This is a genomic window from Kouleothrix sp. 19917, from assembly GCF_057073505.1.
In genome coordinates, this window is record NZ_CP097099.1 from 5,993,656 (window position 1) to 6,016,964 (window position 23,309).

At 63.2% G+C, this 23,309-nt stretch carries 20 protein-coding genes and 1 riboswitch; of the genes, 11 read left to right on the forward strand and 9 right to left on the reverse strand.

The genetic code is table 11. The annotated features are described in order from the left end of the window. The first annotated feature begins 143 nt into the window (after positions 1 to 143). From M1P90_RS24165 to M1P90_RS24190, 6 genes are all read left to right on the forward strand, one after another. The gene (locus tag M1P90_RS24165; protein WP_483698069.1) at positions 144 to 422 is read left to right on the forward strand and encodes an HU family DNA-binding protein; all 279 of its coding nucleotides are present in this window, start codon (positions 144 to 146) and stop codon (positions 420 to 422) included. 199 nt (positions 423 to 621) lie between these two features. Then, positions 622 to 1,917 carry an ABC transporter substrate-binding protein gene (locus tag M1P90_RS24170; RefSeq protein ID WP_483698070.1) on the forward strand — a complete coding sequence of 432 codons (1,296 nt, stop codon included), beginning with the start codon at positions 622 to 624 and terminating at the stop codon, positions 1,915 to 1,917. Between the two features lie 70 nt (positions 1,918 to 1,987). Beyond that, positions 1,988 to 2,962 (forward strand): branched-chain amino acid ABC transporter permease, encoded by a 975-nt coding sequence (locus M1P90_RS24175; RefSeq protein WP_483698071.1) that lies wholly within the window; start codon positions 1,988 to 1,990, stop codon positions 2,960 to 2,962. 7 nt (positions 2,963 to 2,969) lie between these two features. Then, entirely contained in the window at positions 2,970 to 3,896 is a 927-nt protein-coding gene (locus M1P90_RS24180) for a branched-chain amino acid ABC transporter permease (RefSeq protein WP_483698072.1), read from the forward strand. After that, positions 3,893 to 4,675 carry an ABC transporter ATP-binding protein gene (locus M1P90_RS24185; RefSeq protein WP_483698073.1) on the forward strand — a complete coding sequence of 261 codons (783 nt, stop codon included), beginning with the start codon at positions 3,893 to 3,895 and terminating at the stop codon, positions 4,673 to 4,675. The genes M1P90_RS24180 and M1P90_RS24185 overlap by 4 nt, the downstream gene beginning before the upstream one ends. A gap of 107 nt (positions 4,676 to 4,782) precedes the next feature. Beyond that, positions 4,783 to 5,493 (forward strand): ABC transporter ATP-binding protein, encoded by a 711-nt coding sequence (locus M1P90_RS24190; protein WP_483698074.1) that lies wholly within the window; start codon positions 4,783 to 4,785, stop codon positions 5,491 to 5,493. A 115-nt stretch (positions 5,494 to 5,608) separates the two neighbouring features. Here M1P90_RS24190 and M1P90_RS24195 read toward each other — a convergent pair whose 3' ends face one another. Continuing rightward, entirely contained in the window at positions 5,609 to 6,100 is a 492-nt protein-coding gene (locus tag M1P90_RS24195) for a hypothetical protein (RefSeq protein ID WP_483698075.1), read from the reverse strand. 161 nt (positions 6,101 to 6,261) lie between these two features. Between M1P90_RS24195 and M1P90_RS24200 the strand changes: the two genes are divergently transcribed. Beyond that, positions 6,262 to 6,945, forward strand: a complete 684-nt coding sequence (locus M1P90_RS24200) for a lysophospholipid acyltransferase family protein (protein WP_483698076.1) — start codon at positions 6,262 to 6,264, stop codon at positions 6,943 to 6,945. 3 nt (positions 6,946 to 6,948) lie between these two features. Here the strand turns inward: M1P90_RS24200 and M1P90_RS24205 are convergent, their stop codons facing one another. Then, a complete protein-coding gene (locus M1P90_RS24205; RefSeq protein ID WP_483698077.1) occupies positions 6,949 to 7,320 on the reverse strand; it encodes a DUF983 domain-containing protein in 372 nt (123 codons plus the stop codon). Between the two features lie 392 nt (positions 7,321 to 7,712). Next, positions 7,713 to 7,827: riboswitch (TPP riboswitch) on the forward strand. A 72-nt stretch (positions 7,828 to 7,899) separates the two neighbouring features. On the opposite strand from M1P90_RS24205, the gene M1P90_RS24210 reads away from it, so the two are divergent. After that, positions 7,900 to 9,045 carry a thiamine ABC transporter substrate-binding protein gene (locus tag M1P90_RS24210; RefSeq protein ID WP_483698078.1) on the forward strand — a complete coding sequence of 382 codons (1,146 nt, stop codon included), beginning with the start codon at positions 7,900 to 7,902 and terminating at the stop codon, positions 9,043 to 9,045. Positions 9,046 to 9,259: 214 nt separating this feature from the next. Beyond that, positions 9,260 to 9,616: a hypothetical protein gene (locus tag M1P90_RS24215; protein WP_483698079.1), complete on the forward strand. Its 357-nt coding sequence runs from the start codon at positions 9,260 to 9,262 to the stop codon at positions 9,614 to 9,616. Positions 9,617 to 9,872: 256 nt separating this feature from the next. Here M1P90_RS24215 and M1P90_RS24220 read toward each other — a convergent pair whose 3' ends face one another. The 4 genes from M1P90_RS24220 to M1P90_RS24235 form a co-directional block, all read right to left on the reverse strand. Further along, complete coding sequence (locus tag M1P90_RS24220; RefSeq protein ID WP_483698080.1) at positions 9,873 to 10,625, reverse strand: hypothetical protein; 753 nt, start codon at positions 10,623 to 10,625, stop codon at positions 9,873 to 9,875. Between the two features lie 8 nt (positions 10,626 to 10,633). Then, a complete protein-coding gene (locus tag M1P90_RS24225; protein WP_483698081.1) occupies positions 10,634 to 11,461 on the reverse strand; it encodes a DUF1444 family protein in 828 nt (275 codons plus the stop codon). A 129-nt stretch (positions 11,462 to 11,590) separates the two neighbouring features. Continuing rightward, positions 11,591 to 14,554 (reverse strand): phosphoribosylformylglycinamidine synthase subunit PurL, encoded by a 2,964-nt coding sequence (gene purL / locus M1P90_RS24230; RefSeq protein WP_483698082.1) that lies wholly within the window; start codon positions 14,552 to 14,554, stop codon positions 11,591 to 11,593. Positions 14,555 to 14,784: 230 nt separating this feature from the next. Beyond that, a complete protein-coding gene (locus M1P90_RS24235; RefSeq protein WP_483698083.1) occupies positions 14,785 to 15,546 on the reverse strand; it encodes an SDR family NAD(P)-dependent oxidoreductase in 762 nt (253 codons plus the stop codon). A gap of 126 nt (positions 15,547 to 15,672) precedes the next feature. Here M1P90_RS24235 and M1P90_RS24240 point away from each other — a divergent pair, with 126 nt between their 5' ends. Continuing rightward, positions 15,673 to 16,386, forward strand: coding sequence for a hypothetical protein (locus M1P90_RS24240; protein WP_483698084.1), 714 nt, complete (start codon positions 15,673 to 15,675; stop codon positions 16,384 to 16,386). Positions 16,387 to 16,495: 109 nt separating this feature from the next. Here M1P90_RS24240 and M1P90_RS24245 read toward each other — a convergent pair whose 3' ends face one another. Both M1P90_RS24245 and M1P90_RS24250 read right to left on the reverse strand, forming a co-directional pair. Next, positions 16,496 to 17,206 carry a 2'-5' RNA ligase family protein gene (locus M1P90_RS24245; RefSeq protein WP_483698086.1) on the reverse strand — a complete coding sequence of 237 codons (711 nt, stop codon included), beginning with the start codon at positions 17,204 to 17,206 and terminating at the stop codon, positions 16,496 to 16,498. A 14-nt stretch (positions 17,207 to 17,220) separates the two neighbouring features. Then, entirely contained in the window at positions 17,221 to 17,670 is a 450-nt protein-coding gene (locus M1P90_RS24250; protein WP_483698087.1) for a DUF305 domain-containing protein, read from the reverse strand. A gap of 236 nt (positions 17,671 to 17,906) precedes the next feature. Here M1P90_RS24250 and M1P90_RS24255 point away from each other — a divergent pair, with 236 nt between their 5' ends. Then, positions 17,907 to 18,119: a hypothetical protein gene (locus M1P90_RS24255; protein WP_483698088.1), complete on the forward strand. Its 213-nt coding sequence runs from the start codon at positions 17,907 to 17,909 to the stop codon at positions 18,117 to 18,119. Between the two features lie 94 nt (positions 18,120 to 18,213). Here the strand turns inward: M1P90_RS24255 and M1P90_RS24260 are convergent, their stop codons facing one another. After that, positions 18,214 to 22,998, reverse strand: coding sequence for an nSTAND1 domain-containing NTPase (locus M1P90_RS24260; RefSeq protein ID WP_483698089.1), 4,785 nt, complete (start codon positions 22,996 to 22,998; stop codon positions 18,214 to 18,216). Between the last annotated feature and the right edge of the window lie 311 nt (positions 22,999 to 23,309).

Consider the following 23,309-nt stretch of genomic DNA (forward strand, 5'->3'; position numbering starts at 1 on the left):
GCTTTCTGATGCGGTAAAACGCGAGTTGGAAAGCGAAAAACGGCTTCCAGGGCGTCCTAATCAGCTAGGGGGCTTGACACATGGAGTATACTGCATATGCACGCGGTTTTCCGCACAAACGTACATAGTGAGGAGACACAGTAATGCAAAAGACCGACTTCGTTAAATCGGTGGCCGAGCGGGCAGGCGTTTCGCAGAAAGAGGCCAAGATGGTTGTCGACGCAGCGCTCGACATCATCACCGAGACGCTGAAGGACGGCGAGAAGGTTACCCTGACCGGCTTCGGCACCTTTGAAGTGCGCCAGCGCCAGGAGCGCGAGGGTGTGAACCCGCAGACGCGCCAGAAGATCAAGATCGCGGCGACCAAGACCCCTGGCTTCAGCGCCAGCAGCACCCTGAAGGAAGCCGTCAAGGGCAGCTAATTCGCTTCACCTACGGCAACGGCCGCGGCGAGGAACTTCCTCGCTGCGGCTTTTCTTTTACCCAGCGTGTACTGCGCAGCAAATACTCATGTTCAGTATTTACTGATCGAAAATAAACCTTTTGGTGTTGATTATGGTATAATCGCCTAACCCAACCGTTTGCGGACCTTCCGCTCATAGAGGAATGAGGAGGCTGCTTGTGAGAAGCATTGTTGCTCGCACAGTCGCGCTGCTGACGCTCCTCGGCGCCCTGGCTGCCTGTGGTGGCACGCCTGCGGCTGCGCCGACGGCGGCACCGGCTGCTGCTGAGCCCACTGCCGCATCCGCGGCTGCGCCTACCGCCGCAACTGCGGCCGAGCCCACCGCTGCTACAGGTTCCACCGGCGCCACGTCTGGCGACCCGATCCCGATCGGCATTGGCGTTGCGCAAACCAGTAACGTCGCGCTGCTTGGCCAGGAAGAAGTGATTGGCGCGCAGATTGCCGAAGAGTTCTTTAACTCGCGCGGCGGCGTCAATGGCCGCCCGATCAAGCTGGTGTTTCAGGACACTGGCGGCGACGAGCAGGGCGCGATCAATTCCTTCAACACCCTGATCAATAACGACAATGTGGTTGGCATCGTTGGCCCAACGCTTTCGCAGCAGGCCTTCTCGGCCGACCCAATCGCCGACCGCGCCAAGGTGCCGGTGCTTGGCCCTTCGAACACCGCCAAAGGCATCCCGCAGATTGGCGACTACATTGCGCGCGTTTCGGCTCCGGTGGCGGTGGTTGCGCCCAACGCCGTAAAAGCCGCGCTGGCGCAAAACCCGAACATCAAGAAAGTGGCCGTGCTGTTTGCGCAGAACGACGCCTTCAGCAAGTCGGAAACCGCAACCTTCCAGCAGACTGTGACCGACACCTTCAAGCTTGAGCTGGCGACGGTGCAGACTTTCCAGACCACCGACACCGACTTCACCGCCCAGGCAACCAACGTGCTTGGCGTGCAGCCCGATCTGGTGATCATTTCGGGCCTGGCGGCCGATGGCGGCAACCTGGTGAAGCAGCTGCGCGACCTAGGCTACACTGGCCCGATCATCGGCGGCAACGGCCTGAACACCGCCAACATCTTCCCGGTGTGTCAGGCGCAGTGCGATGGCATTCTGATCGCGCAGGCTTACAGCTACGAGGCCGATACCGAGATCAATAAAGCCTTCCGCGACGCCTACAAGGCCAAGCAGAACAAAGAGCCGCCGCAGTTCAGCGCGCAGGCCTTCACTGGCGTGCAGGTGTTTGTCGACGCGCTGAACGCGCTTGATAAGAGCAAGAAGATCGCCGACATGGACCTGGCGACCCTGCGCACCGAGCTGAACACGCAGGTGCTGGCCGGCTCGTACGACACGCCGCTGGGCAAGATCTCGTTCACCCCCGAAGGCGAGATCAAGCAGGAGCAGTTCTATGTCGCGCAGATCAAGATGGACGCCGACGGCAAGAATGGCACGTTTACCTTTGTGAAGTAGCCTTCGCAGCGAACGGTCGCGCGCTTTGATGCTTTGAAGTGCGCGACCGTTCGCGCCAGATACACACTGCATGAATACCACCCTGCTGCTTCAGCAGTTCCTGAATGGCCTGGCGATCGGCGGCGTGTACGCGATTTTCGCGCTTGGTTACACGCTGGTTTTTTCGATCCTGCGGATTATTAACTTCGCGCACGGCGCGGTGTTCACGCTGGGCGCCTACTTCACCTACCTGCTCACTGGCTCGTCGATCAACACGAATGGCGTACTGTACGGCCTGTTCAGCCGCCTGTTTGGCCAGCCGGCCCTGCCAATCAGCATGCCCTTTGCGCTGGCCATGCTGCTGGGCGCGGCGCTGGCCGGCCTGACGAGCGTGCTGATCGAGCGGGTGGCGTTTCGCCCGCTGCGCCGGCGTGGGGCCGACCCGCTGCTGACTCTGGTTTCCAGCCTGGGCGTGGCAATTGCGCTGGTGAACATCATTCAGTACCTGTTTGGCGCCGAGATCTACACCTTTCCTGCCAACCCCTTTGGCGCGATGCCCGCAGCCATCAACTTTGGCGTGCCGGGCCGGCCCATCCCGGTGCGCACGGTGCAGATCATTATTTTTGGCGTCTCGATGGTGATTGTGGCGGTGCTGACCTTTTTGATCAACGCTACGCGCACCGGCAAGGCATTGCTTGCCGTGGCCGAAGATGGCGTGACCGCCAGCCTGCTTGGCATCAACACCGACCGGCTGATTGTGCTGACCTTCTTCCTGAGCGGCTTTCTGGGCGGCATCGCCGGCACGCTGGTGGGCCTGAGCGTGAGCATCGCCGGCCCCTACTTCGGCATTGCCTTTGGCCTGAAAGGGCTGGCCGTGATCGTGCTGGGCGGCCTGGGCGACATTCCCGGCGCGGTGGTGGGCGGCTTTGTAATCGGTCTGGCCGAGGCATTTGTGCCGGCGCAGTATGTTGCCTACAAAGATGCCGTGGCGTTTGCGCTGCTGTTTCTGATGCTGCTGGCCCGCCCGCAGGGTTTGCTGGGCCGCGCGCTTGTGCAGAAAGTGTAGCCGCCCAATGACCGCATTTATCAACACCTACGGCTTTCTGCTTACTTCGATGGTGCTGGCGGCCTCGTTGGCGCTGTCGCTCTACCTGCCGCTTATGGCCGGGCAGCTTTCGCTGGCCAGCCCGGGCTTTTACGCGCTGGGTGGCTACATCGCGGCCGTGATGTCCACCAAGTATTTCGCGCCGTCGGCTGGTCTGTTCCCGCTCTGGCAGCTGCTGGCCGAGATGCTGCTGGCCGCGCTGGCTTCGGGCGCGCTGGCCGTGCTGGTGGGCGTGCCGGCGCTGCGTCTGCGCGGCATCTACCTGGCGCTCGCCACAATCGCGTTTGTGGAAATTCTGCGCGTGCTTTCGCTGAACCTGACGATCACCGGCGGCGCGGTTGGCATTTTCGGCATCCCGCAGCCCTTTGGCACGCAGGTGGGCTATTTATGGGTGGCCGGGCCGCTGCTGCTGCTGAGCATGCTGTTCGCTTACCGGCTGGAGCGCATTCGTGTGGGGCGGGCGTTTGTGGCGCTGCGCGAAGACGAGCTGGCCGCCGATGCAATGGGCATCAGCCCGACGCGCTACAAGGTGCTGGCGTTTACGCTGGGCGCGATGCTGGCGGGCGTGGTTGGCGCGATCAGCGCGCATTTCCTCAATACCTGGAACGCGCGCCAGGGCACCTTCGACGCCAGCATCAGCTACCTGGCCTTTGTGCTGATCGGCGGCTCGCGCACGTTTGTCGGGCCGGTTGTGGGCGGCCTGGTGCTGACCGCGCTGCCCGAGGTGTTGCGCGCGCTGGCCGGCATTGGCGCGCTGCCCGACTGGTTCGGCCAGTTTCTGCGCGATGGCCGCCTGATTATTTTTGGCGCGCTGATCGCAATTGGCGCGGTGTTCTTCCCGCAAGGTCTGATCACGCCCGAGCTGCTGAGCGGGCGGCGGAGGCAGGCGCCATGAGCGAAACACCCGCGCCCGCCGATGTCGTGCTGGAGGTGCGCGGCATGACCCGCCGCTTCGGTGGGCTGGTTGCGGTGAACGACGTTTCGTTTGGCGTGCGGCGCGGCGAGTTGTTTGGCCTGATCGGCCCGAACGGCGCGGGCAAGACCACGCTGTTCAATCTGATCACCGGGCTGACGCCCCCCAGCAGCGGCGCGCTCCTGCATCGCGGCGAAACGATTACCGGCCTGCGCCCGCACCGCATTGCCGCGCGCGGAATCGCCCGTACCTTCCAGAATATTCGCTTGTTTGGCGAGCTTTCGGCGCTGCAAAATGTGATGATTGCGCAGCATGTGCATGGCCGCTCGAATATGCTGGCGAGCCTGCTGGGCCTGCCGCCCGCGCCGCAGGAAGAGCGCGCCATGCGCGAGCGCGCGCTGGAGCTGCTGGAGCTGGTGGGGCTGGCAAATCGCGCGCAGAACAAGGCGCGCAACTTCGCGTATGGCGACCAGCGGCGGCTGGAGATTGCCCGCGCCCTGGCGCTGCGCCCGCAGGTGCTGCTGCTCGACGAGCCCGCCGCCGGCATGAACCCGAACGAGAAGGCTGGCCTGACCGAGTTCATCCGCAGCATCCGCGCGCAGTTCGACCTGACGGTGCTGCTGATCGAGCACCATGTGCCGCTGGTGATGGGCCTGTGCGATCGCGTGGCGGTGCTGGATTTTGGGCAGATGATCGCGCTGGGCGACCCCGCGCATGTCCAGAACGACCCGGCCGTGATCGAGGCGTACCTGGGGGAATAGGAATCGGTTGCAGGTTGCCGCCGGGGCGTATTGCATACGACTGTTTGCAGGTTGCCGCCGGGGCGCATTGCAATACGCCCTTCAATCGGTTTTGAAGAAACGCTCATATGACAGCACTGCTCGAAATCAAAAACCTGAGCGTCAACTACGGCGGCATTCAGGCGCTGCAAGACATCAACCTGACGGTGCAGGCCGGCGAGGTGGTGACGCTGATTGGCGCGAATGGCGCGGGCAAAACCACCACGCTGCGCGCGATTTCGCGGCTGGTGCCGCCGCGCGCGGGCGCGATTGCCTACGACGGGCGCGACATCAGCCGCGCGCGACCCGACGAGGTGGTGCGTCTTGGAATCGCACAAAGCCCCGAGGGCCGGCGCATGCTGGGCCGGCAAAGCGTGCTCGACAACCTGAAGCTGGGCGCATACACGCGCAGTGACCGCGCCGCCATTGCTGAGGATATCGAGCAGCAGTTCCGGCGCTTCCCACGCCTGGCCGAGCGGCGCAACCAGCTGGCGGCCACGCTTTCGGGCGGCGAGCAGCAGATGCTGGCGATTGCGCGCGCGCTGATGAGCCGGCCGCGCCTGCTGCTGCTCGACGAGCCATCGCTCGGGCTGGCGCCACTGGTGGTGCGCGAGATTTTTGCGATCATCAGCGAGCTGCACGCGGCTGGCGTGACGATCCTGCTGGTCGAGCAGAACGCCAACCTGGCATTGCAAAGCGCCGACCGGGGCTATGTGCTGGAGGCGGGGCGGCTGACGATTGAGGGGCCGGCGCAGGAGCTGCTGAACGACGAGCGCGTCAAGCGCGCCTACCTGGGCTGAGATCGAGTCATTTCTATAACCACGAAGACACGAAGACACGAAGGACGAAGAGTGGAATCATTCTTCGTCCTTCGTGTTTTCTGCTTCTGAATAGTGTTGTATCGCTCGCGTGCGATTACGTCTCGTCGTCTTCGCGGCGCTGAAGCTGCTCGGCATTCTGCTGCTGCACCCACAGCGGCGGCACACCATACAGCGCGCGCTGCGCATCGGTGACGCGCGGATCGACTTTGCCGAGCGACCAGCGCCCGCCTTCGCGCACAAACTGCGTGCCAAAGCGCTGCGGCCGGCCGCGCCCAAGCAACGAGCGATCCCACGAGGCCGCGATCACCGACCAGGCGCGCGGCTCGCCAAGCGCGCTTGACCGTTGGGCGAATGTCTTCGCCAGCTCGAAATGTGCAATATCATCGCCATAGAGCATAATAAGCGATGCATAATAATTATCTTGAGCCGAGCGTAACGCACCCTGGCCATACAACGCCAGCACGCGCTCGCGGCGTTCTTTCCCGCGCCGTGAGCGTTCGTCGCCGGTGGTATCGAGATCATTGATCTGTTCTTCTGCCAGCCGTTCAAGCTCGGCGCTGGGCTCTTCGAAGCTGTTCTGCTCCATTCCCCGCACCTCCTGCGCGCCCAGGCGGGCCGCCGGGCAGCGTGTTTCTGTGCCGCCATTATAGCACGCCTGAGTGCATATGCGCCCTGCCGCGGTGATGCTATAATGCGCGCGGAAGGCCCACAGCCGCCACAACGAAGTTCGAACTAGTGGGAGCAACCATGAGTTTGTATACCAGCCGCCACCCGATTGCGCGCATTGGGCTGCCGTCGCGGCTCTTTCTTGCGTTTGTGCGATTTTACTGCCGGCTCGAAATCGACGGGCTGGAGCATGTGCCGTCATCGGGCGCGTTTATTCTGGCGGCGAACCACGCCAGCCACGCCGACACTGCCGTGATCTTTGCGGCGCTGCCGCGTGCCTTGCGCAAGCGCGTGGTGGCCGCCGCTGCGCAGGATTATTTCTTCGACAATGGGCCGCGCCAGTTTGTTTCGCGCGTGCTGTTCAACACTGTGCCAGTGCCGCGCAACATCGCCTCGGCCACCGACCCGCTGCGCCATGTGGTGCGTGCGCTGCGCGAGGGCTATGGCGTGGTGCTGTACCCCGAAGGCACGCGCAGCCGCACGGGCGAGATCGGGCCGTTTCGCAGCGGCATTGGGCGGCTGGCGGCGGAATTCCCCGATGTGCCGATTGTGCCGGTGTGGCTGGAAGGCACCGCCCGCGTGCTGCCGAAAAATGGCCTGCCCATCCCGCGCCCGGTAAAGGTGAAGGTGCATTTCGGTGAGCCGCTGAAAAGCGAGCGTGCCTGGCTGGCCGACAAAGCCTCGTGGAAGGTGATGTCGGCGCGCGTGCGCGATGCGGTGATGCGCCTGCGCAGCCGCTCGGGCGGCGAGCACAAACCCGAATAAGCGCTACTGGCGCAGCTGATCGGGCTCGGCGTTGTCGCCCATGATGTACAAAAAGCCCGCCCACATGCCACGCGACGAGCGGTAGAAGGCGATTGGGAACAGCACCGCGAACGCGCCCAGCCCCACCAGCAGCGGCATGAGCGGCACGCTGGTATTTAGCCCGAATATAAACGAGCAGACTGTGATCACGGTGAGCGTGACGACGGTGTTGATGCCCATGCCGCCAGTCACCTCGCCCACCGCGCGCTCGAACTCCAGCCCGCACACCGGGCAGGTGCGGTACATGGTGAAGCCGCGCTCGAACATATGGCCGCGATGGCAGCGCGGGCAGCGCAGCAGCAAGCCATCGAGCAGGGCACGAATAAGACGAAACATTGTTTCCCTCCCTTTGCGAATGGCCCATTATACTGCGCAGATTTACGATTGACGATTTGCGATTTACGATTGGGGCGACCGACGAAAGATGACAGGGGAGATTTAACCGCAAAGAACGCAAAGGGCGCGGAGGGGTGGGAGGTTTGCAGGTTTGCAGGTTGCAGGTTCGTAAGTTACGGGTTTGCAGGTTGCAGGTTCTTGGTTCTCGGTTCTCGGTTCCGTGGTTCCGTGGTTCCGTGGTTCTCGGTCCGTGGTTCTCGGTTCTGTGGTTCCGTGGTTCTGTGGTTCCGTGGTTCTGTGGTTCCGTGGTTCTTGGTTCCGTGGTTCTTGGTTCTGTGCTGGTGCGTTTGACAGCGCCTGGGCCGCGTGGTATCGTACCGACCGAGCAAAATGAATATTGCTAGGGGAGCCAGGAGAGCCTGGCTGAGAGCGCGGCCCAAGCAATGCCGCTGACCCTTCGAACCTGACCTGGGTTATACCAGCGTAGGGAAGCGCCAGCGCGACATCGATCGCTGACTATTCTCCCAGGTCGGCGGTCTTTTTTGTGCCACGCGGCACGCCAACCGAAAGGGAGAAGCAATGAACCGACGCCTGATTGCCCTGCTGCTGGGCATGCTGCTGGCGGCCTGTGGCGGGCAGGCCAGCACCGGCGCGCCCACGAGCGCGCCCGCAGCTACGAACGCGCCCGTGGCAACCGCCGCTGCCGAGCCAACTGCCGCTCCAGAAGCCACTGCCGCGCCAGCCGCTGGTGAAACCGTGCTGACCGTCATGACCCACGATAGCTTCAGCGTGAGCGAAGATGTTCTGAAAGCGTTCGAGCAGCAATCGGGCGCGACCGTGCAGGTGCTGAAGTCGGGCGATGCCGGCCAGGCGCTGAACAAAGCCGCACTCAGCAAAGATGCCCCGCTGGCAGACGTGTTTTTTGGCGTCGACAATACCTTCCTGACGCGCGCGCTCAAGGCCGGCATTTTCGAGCCATACGCCGCGCCCGCGCTTGGCCAGGTGCCTGCGCAGTACAAGCTCGACCCGAGCAACAGCCTGCTGCCAATCGACTACGGCTACGTCGCGATCAACTACGACCGCGCCTACATGGATCAGAACAAACTCACGCCACCCACCACCTTGGAAGAGCTGACCAAGCCCGAGTGGAAGGGCAAGCTCGTGGTCGAAAACGCGGCCACGTCCTCGCCGGGCCTGACATTTCTGCTTGCCACAATCGGTCATTTCGGCACGGAAGGCAGCTACACCTGGCTGGATTACTGGAAGGATCTGCGCGCGAACGATGTGCTGGTTTCCGACAGCTGGAGCGATGCCTACTACACACAGTTCAGCGGCTCCAGCGGCAAAGGCCCGCGCCCGCTGGTAGTTTCCTACGCCAGCAGCCCGCCCGCCGAGGTTTTCTTCAGCGAGGGCAAGCTCACCGACGCGCCAACCGCTGTGATGAGCGGCGGCAACTTCCTGCAGATCGAGTTTGCCGGCATCCTGAAGGGCACGAAGAATCGCAAGCTGGCCGAGCAGTTCATTGATTTTATGTATAGCAAGGCATTTCAGGAAGACATGCCGCTGCAAATGTTTGTTTACCCGGTGGTGCCCGGCAGCACCCTGCCCGAGGTGTTCACCAAATTCTCGGCGGTGCCAAGCGAACCCGTCAGCGTGCCGCCCGAGCAGATCGACCAGAACCGCGACCAGTGGCTGGATGCATGGACCAAAGCGGTGCTGCGCTAATGCGCTTTCAGCGCAGGGTTTGGGGGATAGGGTTTGGGGATTACAATGAGGAAATTCCTCCAAGATGTCAGTATTGCTTTTTTAATAGGGCGCGAACGAGCCGTGTGGCACGCTACTTGCATGAACAGGCAGTGGAATGAATAACGGCCGGCACAACAGCTTTTGCCTACCGAGGCAAACAACTACTTCATCGGTCGTGTAAGAGGAGGATTTTATGGAAGACAATGGCTACACAAAATACTTTGGCCTAGCCGCTGCGCTGGGTTTGGCCGCATTTGGCATCACCAAGCTCTTGCAGCGCGAGCGCAAGCCGCGCAGCTTCCGCGAAGATCCGATTGGCGCGCTGAAAGACCACAGCGAAATTTTCGCAAACAAGGCGCAGTCCGCTGGCGAAGATGCGCTTGAGCGCTTGCAGACCACGCTGGAAGAGATCCGCGACCGCCTGCCCGAAGTGGACAAGAAGCAGCTTCGCCGCACGCAGAAGGACCTCAACAAGCGCGTGGCCGACCTGAACAGCCAGGCCCAGGATCTGATCAAGGAACTGCGCGCCAACAGCATGTTCAGCCGCTAGGGTATTTACGATTGACGATTTTGGATTTACGCTTGCGCATTACTGCATAGCGGAAACCAAAACGTTTCGTGAGTGGCGCTGGAAAATCGAACGCAAACAAAAGCCGGGGCCTGAAGTGGCTCCGGCTTTTTGTTTCTTTTGCCACGAAGACGCGAAGGTTGAAGATGAAAGGACAAAGGACCACGACCAAGTTGCGCTTCGTCCTTCGTCATTCGTCTTTCGTCATAACCAGGGTAGTATTGCCGCGAAAAGAGAATTACACCGTCTGCCGCCACTCGGCCGGGCGGCCCAGCGAGCCCGCGATGATATGCGCGCCCGAGAGCAGCAGCCCGAGCGTGCCGAGCAGACCAATCGCGCCCGCCCACGATTGCGCCTGCAAGATCAGTGCGGTGTAGAGCGGCGCGCCCAGCAGACCGTGTACCAGCAGGCTCAGCGCAAAGGGGATGGGCATCACAATCCAGAGCAGGCTTGCCAGTGAGTAGCGCCGCGTAAGCAGAATAGCTGCCAGTGTTCCCAGCCCAACCAGCCCATTCATGATTGCCGAAAGCAGCAGCTGCGGCACGCCCAGCGGCAGCAACACACTGTTGTGGTAGAGCAGCCAGCCCTGGCGCTGCACAATCACTTCGACCAGCATGTAATACACGACAAAGAGCGTGAAGGTCAGCACGTTGGTGACATACCCGGGGAACCACCAGCGGTGCCGGTAAAGGTAGAACACCAGCAGCGCGGGCAGAATATTCAGCCAGCCGCCGAGGAACACCGGGCGCGGCAGGGCATACTCCTGCAAGCGCGTGAGCGACTGCAGGCGCTCATCGATGCTCAGGCGGTAGATCGCGGCCATGGTTGGGTCGTAGCTAAAGCCATACAGCGCCTGCCAGAACGGCGAAAGCAGCGTGGCCAGATGCCCACCCAACAGCGCCACCACGTAGTTGGGTGAACCCTCGCGCACCCACAAGAAAATCGCCAGTCCGTAGACGAACACGGTCAGCAGAACGACGCCAACTTCCATACTGCGCCTTACTCCCAGCTATATTCCTTTACAATGCCATTTTCCAGGGTAAACAGCTGCTCGGTCAGGCCATATTGCTGCTGCACAGCATCGGCCTGCACCTGCGCGGCCACGGCGCGCAAAATCTCGGGGTTCACATCGCTGAATGCGATCAGGAAATCGCGGTTCGGGATGCCAATCACGAGCTGGCCGGGCAGATCGCGCGCCCAGCCCGAAAGCACATCGGACAGCAGCAGGCGCGCGGCGTCGTAGCCATCGCCGCTATTATAGATGAACAGGCGCTGCTCGCCCGCGCCGACGGTGGTGTATTTCACATTTGCGTCGGTGCGGCGGCGCAGGTTTGCAACTGCCTGCGCGTGCAGATCGTGCATGCTGACGCCCCAGCGCTCCAGATGCTCCTCGTTGATATAGGCGACACTGCGGTCCTCGTCGATCACATACGCGATCATCAGGTCGCCCAGGAATTCGCGGTAGGCCAGCATGGGCAGCCGCCGCTCGCGCACTTCCAGCAGCATCGCCAGCGGCTTGATCATCGGGTAGATGCGCTCGGACAAGTCGCTGTAGGTGCTGGTGCTGCGGTCGGGCTGGATGCCCAGCACCGTGCGCACAAATGTCTCGAACACCACGTCGAGCTGGCCTGGGTCGCGCATGTAGGCGGCATAGAAGGTGCCGAGGTCGGCGGCCACATCCGCGCCGCTGGCGCGCAGCCGCAGCTCAAAGCCTTCGCGGTCGAGCACCTCAATATCGTCGTAGATGCTAAGGCGCTGTTCTACATAGCTGGCGAACTGCTCGCCGCTCATGGCGTGCGCGTGGCCGTTCCCGTTTCCGTTGGTCATGTCTCCATTCCTTTTGCCCGTATTTATTGTTGGCAAGTCGCAGGTTTGAAAGTTCGCAGGTTATTTCTGAACCTGCAACCTGCAACACAGGCGTATGCAATACGCCCCGGTGGCAATTCGCAACCCCTACTATACCACGGCGGTGCCCTGCCATGCCGCTTTCAGCTCGGCAATTGGCGCGCGCACGATTTCTTCGCCCGCCGTGCCGGTGATGACGAGCTCGGGCGTGGCGCTGGCGGTGCCAACGCGCGCGCAGGGCAGGCCAGCCAGCGCGGCCTCGAAGGCGGGCGCATTGTCAGGGCGCACCTCCACCAGAAAGCGCGTGGCCGATTCGCTGAACAGGAGGGTTGTGTCGTCGTCGAGGCCGGCCGGGCGCGGCAGCGTCGCCAGCTCGAGCTGCAAGCCCAGCGCGCCGGCGAAGGCCATTTCCGCAGCAGCAACTGCCAGCCCGCCTTCGCTCAGGTCGTGGCAGGCGCGCACCAGCCCGCCGGCAATCGCGCCGTGGAGCGCGGCCATGATTTTCGGCGCGCGGGCCAGATCGACCTTGGGAACCGACGAAGGACGAGCGACAAAGGCCGAAGGATCATCGTTGGTCGTTTGCAGCCCGTTGTAGTGGCTTCCGCCCAGCTCGTCGCGGGTTTCGCCCACGATGTAGACGAAATTGCCGGCTTCTTTCAGGTCCATCGTCGCGGAGCGGCGCACGTCGGGCACGTGCGCGAGCGCGGTGATCAGCAGGGTGGGCGGGATGGGCGTGCGCTCGCCATTTGCGTCGCGGTACTCGTTGTTGAGCGAGTCTTTGCCCGAGACGAATGGCGTGCCAAAGGCCAGCGCCGCGTCGTAGCAGCCGGCCGATGCGCGCACCAGTCCAGCCATGCGATCGGGCTGGCGCGGGTCGCCCCAGCAGAAGTTGTCGAGGATCGCGGTGCGGCGCGGATCGCCGCCAACTGCCACTACATTGCGCAGCGCCTCGTCCACACAGGCCAGCGCCATCCAGTAGGGGTCGATCAGGCCGTAGCGCGGGTTGATGCCGCTGCCGAGCGCCAGCCCTTCGAGCGAGCTGCGCAGCGGCTGAAGCACTGCCGCGTCGCCCGGGCCGTCGGCGGACGCGCCCACCAGCGGCTTGACGACCGTGCCGCCGCGCACTTCGTGGTCGTAGGTGCGCACAATTGGCTCTTTCGAGGCGATGTTGGGGTGGGCCAGCAGGCGAAGCAGAGCTTCGCGGGGGGTGGGGGATGGGGTGTGGGGGGTGGAAGGGCGCGTCCCATCGCCCATCTCCAAACCCCCATCCCCCGCCCAGATGGCTTCCAGCACGCGCTGCGGGATGCCTTTATGCAGGAAGTGCATCGACAGATCGACCACGCGCGCGCCGCGATGTGTGACGGTCAGCCGCCCGTCGCCGGTGAACTGGCCGATCACGGTGGCTTCCACATCTTCGCCAGCGCAGAGCGCCAGCAGCGCGGGCAGGTGCGGCTGCGGAACGGCCAGCACCATGCGTTCCTGCGCTTCGGAAAGCCAGATCTCCCAGGGTTGCAGGCCGGCATATTTCAGGGTCACATCGTCGAGCGCGACCGCCGCGCCCGTGTCGGCGCCCATTTCGCCCACCGCCGACGAAAGCCCGCCCGCGCCACAGTCGGTGATCGCGCTGTAGAGCTCGGCGTCGCGCGCTTGCAGCAGCACGTCGAGCACTTTCTTCTCGGTGATCGGGTCGCCAATCTGCACGGCGCTGCCGACATCGGTGGCCGTGGTGTGGGTCAGCTCGGCAGAAGAAAACGTCGCGCCGTGAATGCCGTCGCGGCCGGTACGCCCGCCCAGCACCACAATTGCGTCGCCGGGCTGCGTGTTGTGCGGGTTGCTGCCACGCGGCGCAAGACCGACCGTGCCGCAAAACACCAGCGGGTTGGCGGTGTAGCCGGGGTCGTACAGCACTGCGCCATTGACGGTAGGAATGCCGAGCTTGTTGCCATAATCGCGCACGCCGGCCACCACGCCCGCCGCGACGCGCCGTGGGTGCAGCACACCGGCAGAAACCGCGTCGTCCGGCAGGTCGAGCGGGCCGAAGCACAGCACGTCGGTGTTGGCGATTGGCAGCGCCGAAACGCCCAGGACATCGCGCACGACGCCACCCACGCCCGTGTTTGCGCCGCCGAACGGTTCCAGCGCGGAAGGGTGGTTGTGCGTTTCGACCTTGATCGAAACTTCGTGGTTTTCGCCAAAGGCCAGAATGCCGGCATTGTCGACAAAGGCGGAAAGAACCCAGGGGTTGGGGGTTGGGGGTTGGGAGCTAGATTGATCCAAAATCTTTTGGGTAGCCACCATCAGAAATGTTTTAATGAGACTATCGATATCACAATCGCGCTGGAGCATGTGATAGGCAGTGTAGTGTTCGGCGGAGAGTTGTGCGTCTTCGTCCTTCGTCTTTTGTCCTTCGTCGTGGTAACGTACTCGCGCCTTGAAGGTTTTGTGCGAACAATGCTCGCTCCAGGTTTGCGCCAGCGTTTCCAGCTCGCCATCGGTGGGCAGGCGTTCTTCGCCGCGAAAGTATGCCTGAATGGCGCGCATCTCGTCGAGATCGAGCGAAAGCACACCCTCGCGGCTGATGCGCATGAGCGCGTCGTCGCCCGCGTCGATCAGCGGCACTTCCGCAATATGCGGTGTGGTGTCGGCCGGCGGGCGCAGCAGGTCGGCGTAGAACTCGCCGCGCTCCATGTCGTCGTTGGGCGTATGCAGCAGGATGGTTTCGATCAGCGGGTTGTAGAGCCCGGCTGGCGCTGTTTCGCCCGCGCCGAGCGGGTAGCGGCGCAGGGTTTTCACGCTGCGCAGCCCGCCGATGCCCAGCCGCCGCGCGCCGATCAGAATGCTTTCGGCTTCGTTGTCGGTCACGCCGGGCTTGAAGGCGACCTCGGCGGCTGCGCCGGGCGCGGAATCGAGCTGCGGCAGAGTGTGCCATTCGGCCTGCTGCACCACCGGGTCGTGCAACAACTCGCCCGCAAGCTGGTCAACCTCGGGCGCGGCAAGCTCGCCATCGAGCAGGTATACGTGCTGCGGTGCCGCTGCGTCGTGGCGCGCCTGCACGGTGACGAGATATTGAGGCATTGGTCTCCTGCTTGTGTTAACGACGACGGACGACCGTAAGATTCACCACTGAGGCACGGAGTTTGGGAGTTGCAGGTTTGCAAGTTGCAGGTTGCAAGTCCAGCAGTTCAGCGGTTCCCGGTTCCGTGGTTCAGCGGTTCTCGGTTCCGTGGTTTTGCGGTTCTTGGCTAGGCGTATGCGATACGCCTGTGCGTCTGGGCGTATTGCATACGCCCTTCTACGCCCCCGTTTTACCCGATCAGAATGGCCTCGCCGCTCACGCCATCGCCGGCCGGGCTGGCCAGGCGCAGCGCCTCGGCGGCCACTTCTTCCGGCGCGATCACGCGCTGCTGGCCGGCCAGGGCCAGAATGCCGGCGCGCGCTTCGCCTTCGCTGCGGCCGGTTTTTTCGATAATATTTGCCACTGCGTCGCGCACCATGTCGGTTTCGACCCAGCCGGGGCAGATTGCGTTGGCCGTGATGTTGTAGCGCGCCAGCTCGAGCGCCAGTGAGCGCGTCAGGCCCACCAGCGCGTGCTTCGAGGCGCTATAGGCCGAAGAAAACGGAATGCCGCTCAGGCCAGCGTACGACGCGATGTTGATGATGCGTCCCCACTTGCGGGCGATCATGTTGGGCACGGCGGCGCGGCAGCAGAAGAACGGGCCATTCGCATTCACGCGCATGATCCGCTCCCAGGTTGCGTCGTTGGTGTCGGCAAACTTGATGCTGGCGGTGATGCCGGCGTTGTTCACCAGAATGTCGATTGGGCCGAGCGCGGCGCGGGCCTCGGCAAAGGCGCGATTCACCGCCGCCGAGTCGGACACATCGCCGGGCAGGGCCAGGGCTGCGCGCCCCAGGGCGGTGATTTCGGCCTGCACCGCTGTGAGCCGCTCGGCGTCGCGCCCGGTGATGGCCACCGCCGCGCCCGCGCCGGCCAGCGCCAGCGCAATCGCCCGGCCAATGCCGCGCCCGCCGCCCGTAACAAGCGCAACTTTTCCTTCGAGCACAGTCATACTAGCGCTTCTCCTTCGCATTGCGCAGTCTACCGCAGGCAACCCGCATGGTCAAGCGCAGGGACGACGGCAAGCGCGGCGCGAGCGTGGTACACTGCCCGCGATCCGATTTTGGGCGCAAAGGCGATGCTACACGACGACGTACTGAGCTACATTCTGAACGGCCAGCCGCACCCGCTGGCCGCGCCGCTGGCGGAATGGCTGGCCGCCTCGCGCCGCTTTGCCGCCTTTGCCGACACCTTCCGCGACAAAATTCGCAAGAAACTGCGCGCACCCCAGGACGAAGCGAGCATGCTCGACCTGCGGCTTGAGCTGGAAACGGCGTTTCTGCTGCTGCGCGAGCGGGCGCTGAGCCTGGTGTATGAGCCGCAGCAGCCCGGCGGCGCGCGCACGCCCGATTTTGCCGTGGCCTTCACCACCAGCACGACGTTTATGGCCGAAGTAACGCGTCTGCGCGCCGCTACCGAATCGAGCGCCGCGCCGCCCGCCGAGCGCCTGGCCGATACGATCTTTGGCAAGCTTGGCCAGCTGCTGCCGCAGCGCAGCAATGTGCTGATAGTTGGTGTGGAAGGCGTGGCACCACCCGCCGAACATGTGCGCGCGGCAATGGCGCGGCTGCTCCAGCGCGTCGAAGGGGGCGACGAACTGGTGCTGCGGCGGCACCACGCCCGCGACCGCGCCGAATTCTTCCGGCGCTACCGCCGACTGAGCGAAGTGCTGGTGCGCAGTCTGCCGGGCAGTGGCGCGGCTACATTCGCGTGGGCCAACCCGCAGGCGCAATCCCCGCTGCCGGGTAAGGCACGCGCCGCGCTGTATCGCAGCCACAGCTTGCAGGCGTAGGGGTAGAGAAGCTGCTTCTTTATTTACCACGAAGACACGAAGACACGAAGGGAAGAGAAAGCAAATGATAGTGCTTTTCTCAGTGCTCTCCGTGCGCTCTGTGGCTCAACTATTTTGCCATTGGTAATAGCTGAAAAGTCTCAATCGTTTGCAGCGTGTCGCGCGACATATACCAGTCGTTGAATACCAGTTCAAGCGTGGCAACTTCGGTTCGGCCAAATGGCGTGTTGCGAAACTCGGCCAGCGCCTGCGCGAAACGCTCGGGCGCGCTGAGTGGCGCGGCAAAGCGCACAAGCGTGGAATGTGCCGCCACCAGGCGATAGCGCTGGTCGAGCCCGGCGCCCAGCCCGCGCTTGCGCAGCTCGGCGCGCAAACCATCACGCAGGGTGCCAAGCGCGGGGCCGTGCGGGAAGCCCTGCGCCAGCACCGCGCCCGCCGCCAGCGTGATCCCAACCATGTCGAGGGTGAAGGCTGGCGTGGAGGCAAGCGCCGCCGCTGCATCGCGGTACTCGCCCAGATGCGCGAGGCGCGGCGCGAAATCTTCGGTGGCGGTGAAGAGCGAGAGCACCGTCAGGTGCAGATCGGATTGCGGGTAGTAATATTGCCCCGGCTCCAGCGCGGCCAGCGTGCGCAGCATTTTCTCAATGTTGGCAGCGACGGCGGGCGCGGGCCGAACGATCACCGTCAGGCCGCGCCGGCCATCGCTGGCCTTGTGCGCAAGCAGTGGGTCGGTGGCAACGGCGCCGCGCCGAATGTTGGGCCAGTGTTCTTCCCAAAGCGCATTGTAGTGCGGGCGGAGCGGATGCTGGCTGTGGTGCATAAGGTGTGTGGGCCTTATTTCTGATTGAGATCCTGAATCAGCGCCTTCATCTCGTCGATCTCTTTGCGCTGTGCAGTAATAATACCATCGGCAAGCTGGCGCACGCGTGGGTCGGTGATATTGGCGCGCTCGCTGGTGAGGATGGCGATCGAATGGTGCGGAATCATTGCGCGCATCCAGGCAACATCGCCAACCGTGGCCTGGCTGCGCACCAGCCAGAGCGCCAGCATGAACACCAGCGCGCTGCCCGCAAAAATCCCGGCATTGACGCGCTTATTTTTATACATGCCCTGCATAAACGCAAGCATAATAATCGCCATCGTTGCACCCATTATCAGCGCCATGTACAATCGTGTCTGGCTGAAAAAGACATGATCCAGCTCGTAGGTATTCAGATACATCAGCCCAAACATCACAACAGTTGATGTGGCGATCATTGCGGCGAATTTCTTGTACGAACCCATGAGTTGCGCTCCTTATGCAAGACTTTCTGTTCACATTTTGCGATATGCGCTACCCAACCTTATGCATCCAGCTACCGAGACATACTGTCGCACAACGCTCTATATCACACAGTTATGTCTTGCAACAATTGTTCCACCAGCGGGCTGTTTTTTGGCTATGCAAGGCTTCTTGTATAATGCGGACGATTGCAATTGGCGAATGAGCGCGGGCGGAGCGCGCCGAAAAGGAGGTTCCGATGAACTGCTGGCACTGCGAGCGCCCGGCGCATGGCGCGTGCATCTTCTGCGGGCGGGCGGTTTGCCGCGAGCATGTGCAGGAAATGCCGCATATTGTCGCGCTTTATCGCGACGCGAAGGGTAACCAGAAAGCGGTAGTAACTGCCCGCGCGGTGTTCTGCGGCGTGTGCGAGCCGCGTGAAGACCCAGTGGAGATGCCGGAGCTGAAATAAGCCAATCGAAGGGTCGGTGAGCACTGCTCACCGACCCTTCGATTAGCTGCGTCGTTGCGAAAGGACGCACGCATTATTGTCTGGCGCGGGCTGTTTATTTGCAGCCTGTGCCTGGCAGGTTGTAAAGCTTTTGCTGCTCGCAGCTTAGTGCCGGGAACTGGCGATTTTCCTTCGCCCAGGCAATAATATCGGCAAGTTTCTCAATGCGCCAGACGCGGGTGGTGCCATCAACCGATGCCGACATAAGTTGCTTGTCGTCGGTGCTGAACAGCATCTTGTTCACGCCACGCGTATGGCCCACAAAGCTGCGCACCTTCTGCTGCAACCCTATGTCCCACAGCTCCACTTCGCCTTCGGACGATGCCGCCACAAACTTCCCATCCGACGAGATGCTTACTGAGGTCACCGCCGCCGAGTGCGAAGGCGACGTGTAGATAACCTCGCCAAACTTGCCCTTGCTCAGATCCCACACCATAAAGTTGGTGCCGGTCGTGCCTGCGACCAGGAACTTGCCGTCTGGTGTCATCGCGATCTGTGTTGCGCGGCCGTTTTTCTCCAGCGAAAGCTCGCCCAGGCGCGTACCGCTTTCCAGGTCGTAGATCAGAATGTCCGATCCCGCGCCGGTTGAGGCGTAGATTCGCGTGCTATCGGGCGTGATCAACACCGTGTTCAGCGAGTCGGAGCGCGTTTCATCAACCGCCACATCGGTGATTTGATGAATTGCCTTGCCGCTCGCGAAATCCCAGATCACCATGCTGAGCTTCTTCAGATCCAGGTTGCTGACGCGCCCGTCGCTGTAGTCGTCGTCGCCGGGGATGGCCTGGCCCGTCACCACACGCTTGCCGTCGGGTGTGAACACAATGCTGTTGGTGCCAAATACTGGGTCGACGAACTTCCGCTCGAACGCGCCGGTTTCCAGGTTCGTGACAATGATGGCCGCATCGGCATTGCCGCCGCCGGTGAGCAGGTATTTGCCATCGGGGCTGAGCGCCACCGACGCAACATCGCGCTCGTGGAAGCGGAACTCTTGCGGCGTGCCTTCGACCTGGCCGTCTTTCAGCTTCCACACAAGCGCCGCGCCACTGTCGGTGCCGACGGCAATCGTGCTGCCATCGGCACTGACCGCCGCATCTTTCGCCTCGGCGATGCTGTTCAGGCGCAGGGCCTCGGCGCCATTGGCCAGGTCCCACAGGCGGATGGTACGATCCTGCGAGGCCGAAAGCGCGTGCTTGCCATCTTTGCTGAATACGGCCTGGCGAATGTAGCCGCCGTGGCCGCGCAGCACGATCTGCGGAATGTTCTTTTCGAGATCCCACACGATCACGCTGTTGTCGCCGCCGCCCGAGATCGCGCGCGTGCCGTCACTGCTCATCCCGACATAGTAAACTGTGCCTTTGTGGCCGCGCAGCTGGTCGACTACCTGGCCGGTGGTCAGGTCCCACTTGGCGATCACGCCAGCCGCGCCGCCAGCCAGCACAAAGCGGTCGCCCGGCAGCACGGCCACGCCGCGCAGCTCGGCCTTGTTCGGGTCTTGCATGCGCTGGACAACCTGGCCGGTTTCGGCATCCCACTGGACAAGATACGTGTCTTCTGAGGTTGAAAGCACATACTTGCCATCCGAGGTGAAAGTGAGCAGGTTGGCTTCCTGGGTGTGGCCACCGGAGAAAATACGCTTGGGTGTGTTACAGGTGGTGCAGTCGATATCCCACATCTTGAGCGTAAAGTCGGATGTGGCAACGACGAACTCACTGTGGCCGGGCCGCAGGGCAATACCCTTCACCTCGAAGTTCTTGGCGGCAAAGCCAGCGTCGTCGCTATAGGTGCGCACGGGCGTATCGCACTCGGTGGCGGTGGGCGTGGCGCAGCTGACATCCCAGAGGCGGATGGTTCCGTCTTCAGCAGCGGTGAGCACGCGCTTGCCGTCGGGCAGGAAGGCGACCTCGCGGATGCGGCCTTCGTGGCCGACAAAGCGCTTGATCTCCTTGCCAGTGGCGAGATCCCACAGAATGCCGATTTTGTCGTTGCGACCGCCCGAGAAGGCCATGGTCTCGTCGGGGCTATACACCACGCTGTTGATCACATCGGTGAAGCCGCGCTGCGCGCCGTTTTCGTCGGTATAGCCACGCAGCACCTTGCGCGCGCCGGGGTTATACACAACGCTCGCCAGCACCTGCTCGGACAACGGGCCGGGGTTGGGCTGCTCGGCGGCGGCCAGCGCCAGCGTGCCGGCCAGGTCGATATTGCTCTGGTTATAGGCGGCCTGCGCGCCCTGTGTCAGCGCAAGGTTTTGCGCCTCGGCCTGGGCGGCGAGTGCATCTTTGGCGCTTTGGTCGGCCCGATCGGCGTTGCTTTGTGCTTCCTGGGCGTTTTGCTCGGCGCGGGCAGCATTATCTTTCGCCTCCTGCGCGCTGGTGTTCGCCTGGCTGCGCTGCGAGAAGGCGAACAGCGCCAGCAGAATGCCCGCCACCGCTGCCACACTTGCCACCCCCACCAGCGCCCGCAGGAACGTCTTCGACTGCGCTTCCAGCCGCGCCTCGCGCGCCGCCCGTGCCGTTTCCGCCGCCGTCCGCTCATCGCGCGCTGCCACGCTCGCCGCCAGGTAGGCCTGCTCTTCCGCGTTCAGCGCCAGCGGCGTTTCCGCCGCCCAGCCTGCCAGCTGCTCCAGCCGCGCCCCGCTCGCCAGGAAGCTGCGCTCCTGGCCGCTCGCCGCCCACTCGGTTGCCGCGCTCGCCAGCCGCCGCTGCTGCCGCACATCTTCGCGGCTCGTGTCCAGCCAGCCGCGCAGCCGCGACCAGGTGCGGATCAGCGCCTCGTGCGCCACTTCCACCGTCGGCGCGCGCGTCTGCGGGTCCACATCCAGCGTCAGCAGCCGGAACTGCACATAGGTGTCGATCACCCGGTCGATCGCCGCTGCATCGCCGCCGACTGGCAGCAGCTCGGTGCGCCGCACGCGCCGGCGCGTGTCTTCCACGCCTTCGCCCAGCGTCACCAGTCGCAGGAACAGCTGCTGCGCCACGGCTTGCTCAGCCGGGTTCAGGCTGGTGTAGATTTCTTCTGCGCGCCGCGCCAGCGCGCCAAGCACGCCGCCGCTGCCGTGGTAGGGTGTCAGCGTCAGGGTCCGGCCATTGCGCCGCTCGAACACTTCGGTCAGCGCATACTGCAAGAGCGGCAGCGCGCCGGGCTGTTCGCCCACATCGCTGACAATCGCCTCGACCAGCTCGGGGTCGACGCGCAAGCCCGCGCGCTCGGCCGGCTGAACAATCGCCTGCTTCAGCTCGCTTTCGGTGAGCGGAATGACCACCTCGGTGCGGGCGCGCATCAGCTCGCTCAGGCCGGGGTAGAGCAGCGGGCGGTCGTAGAAGTCGGCACGCAAGGTGGCAATCACGCGCACGCGCGAGTAGGGGTCGGTCACGGCGGTGATCAGGCTGTCGAGGAACAGCGTGCGTGTGGCTTCATCTTCGACCTGGGTGAATAATTCCTCGAACTGGTCGATCACCAGCACGACTTCGGTTTCGTCGCCGCCGGGCACGACCTGATCGACGACGCGCAGCAGGCCGCCACGGTCGAGCGTGAGCGGCTCGACGAGATTGTTGGGCGGGTCGACGGCGATGCGCAAGAGCGCCTGAGCCAGCTCTTCAAATGGGCGCGCGCCGGGGAAGAACTCGAGCACATACCACTTGTCGGAGCCGGGGATGGCGCCGTGCTTGAGGGCAGGAACCACACCAGCGCGCACGACCGAGGACTTGCCCGAGCCGGAGGGACCGACGACGGCGAGAAAGCGCTGGAAAGGGCCGGGCTGGTTGAGGCGGTCGAGCAGCGTGTCGATCAGGGCATCGCGGCCGAAGAAGTCGCTGGCATCGGCTTCCTGAAAGGCGCGCAAGCCTTTGTAGGGGTTGTCGAAGACCAGCTGGTCGCCAATGGGCTCGAAGAAGGTGGGCAGGTAGATGACGTTCGTTTCGTAGGTCGAGCGCCGCCCGCCGGTGGTGGTGCCGCCGGTGGGAGGTGGCGTGGTGGGCGAGGGGCTGCCACCAAAGGCCAGCGCCGCGCCAGAGGAAGGCGCGATGTTCAGGGCCAGCCGCAGCTCGGCGAGCATGGTGGCAACATCGGCATAGCGGTCGGCCGGGTTCTTGGCGGTGGCCTTCTGGATAACGGCGTTGACGCCTGCGGAAAGGGCGGGATGCACGGGCACCGGCTCGTTGATGTGCTTGAACATCAGAGCGATGGGCGTGGGCGCCTGAAAGGGCAGCGCGCCGGTCAGGATCTCATAGAGCATCACGCCGAGCGAGTAGATGTCGGTCTGGGGGGTGATGGTCTCGGCGCGCACCTGCTCGGGGGAGATGTAGGCGGGCGAGCCGACGACGCTGGTCTGGTCGGTCTGGTAGGGCGAGACCTTCTTGCCCAAATCTTTGGCGATGCCGAAATCGGCCAGGTAGGCGTTGCCGTCTTCGTCGAGCAGAATATTGGCGGGCTTGAGGTCGCGGTGGATGACGCTGCGGCGGTGGGCAGCGGAAAGCGCGCCGCCGATCTGGTCGAGCAGGCGGGGCAGGGCGTCGGCGGGGAGCGGGCCGCGCTGCAAGGTTTCGTACAAACTGCCGCCGCGCAGCCAGCGCATGACAAGAAAGGCGCCATCGGGCTCGCGCCAGTAGTCGTAGAGCGGGACGATATAGGGATGTTCGAGGCGGGCGACGAGCTGGGCTTCGCTCTCGAAGCGGCGAATGAACTCGGGGTGGTTGGCGTACTGGGGCAGAATGATCTTGATGGCGACCTCGCGGCCGACCTGCGGCTGGTAAGCGCGATACACCGCGCCATAGCCGCCTTCCCCCAGCTGGGCGCGCAACTCGTAGCCCTTCACAGCCTGCGACAATCGTTCTTCAATCATATACCAGCCCTCCACAGCGCCCAGGTGGCGTCTTTTCAGCTATGGCCGGGCATGCCCAGCCGATGGGATTTGCCTCAGTTGCACTATCATAATACTGATAGCGCATATCGTAGCCTGAAAGCTCTGTATAGTGAACGTAAGAGACTGATCTTTTTGGTAAGATCGAGTCGTCTGAGCACTGATCAAGACATAACTAGTGTGGGAGTTCAGGGGCATCATACACTAAATTGTGCGGAATTTCTACTACCTGGCCTTAACAGAATGGGTTGAGCGTGGTCTTCTGCCAAACGCGGGCTGCGCGCTCAAAGGCT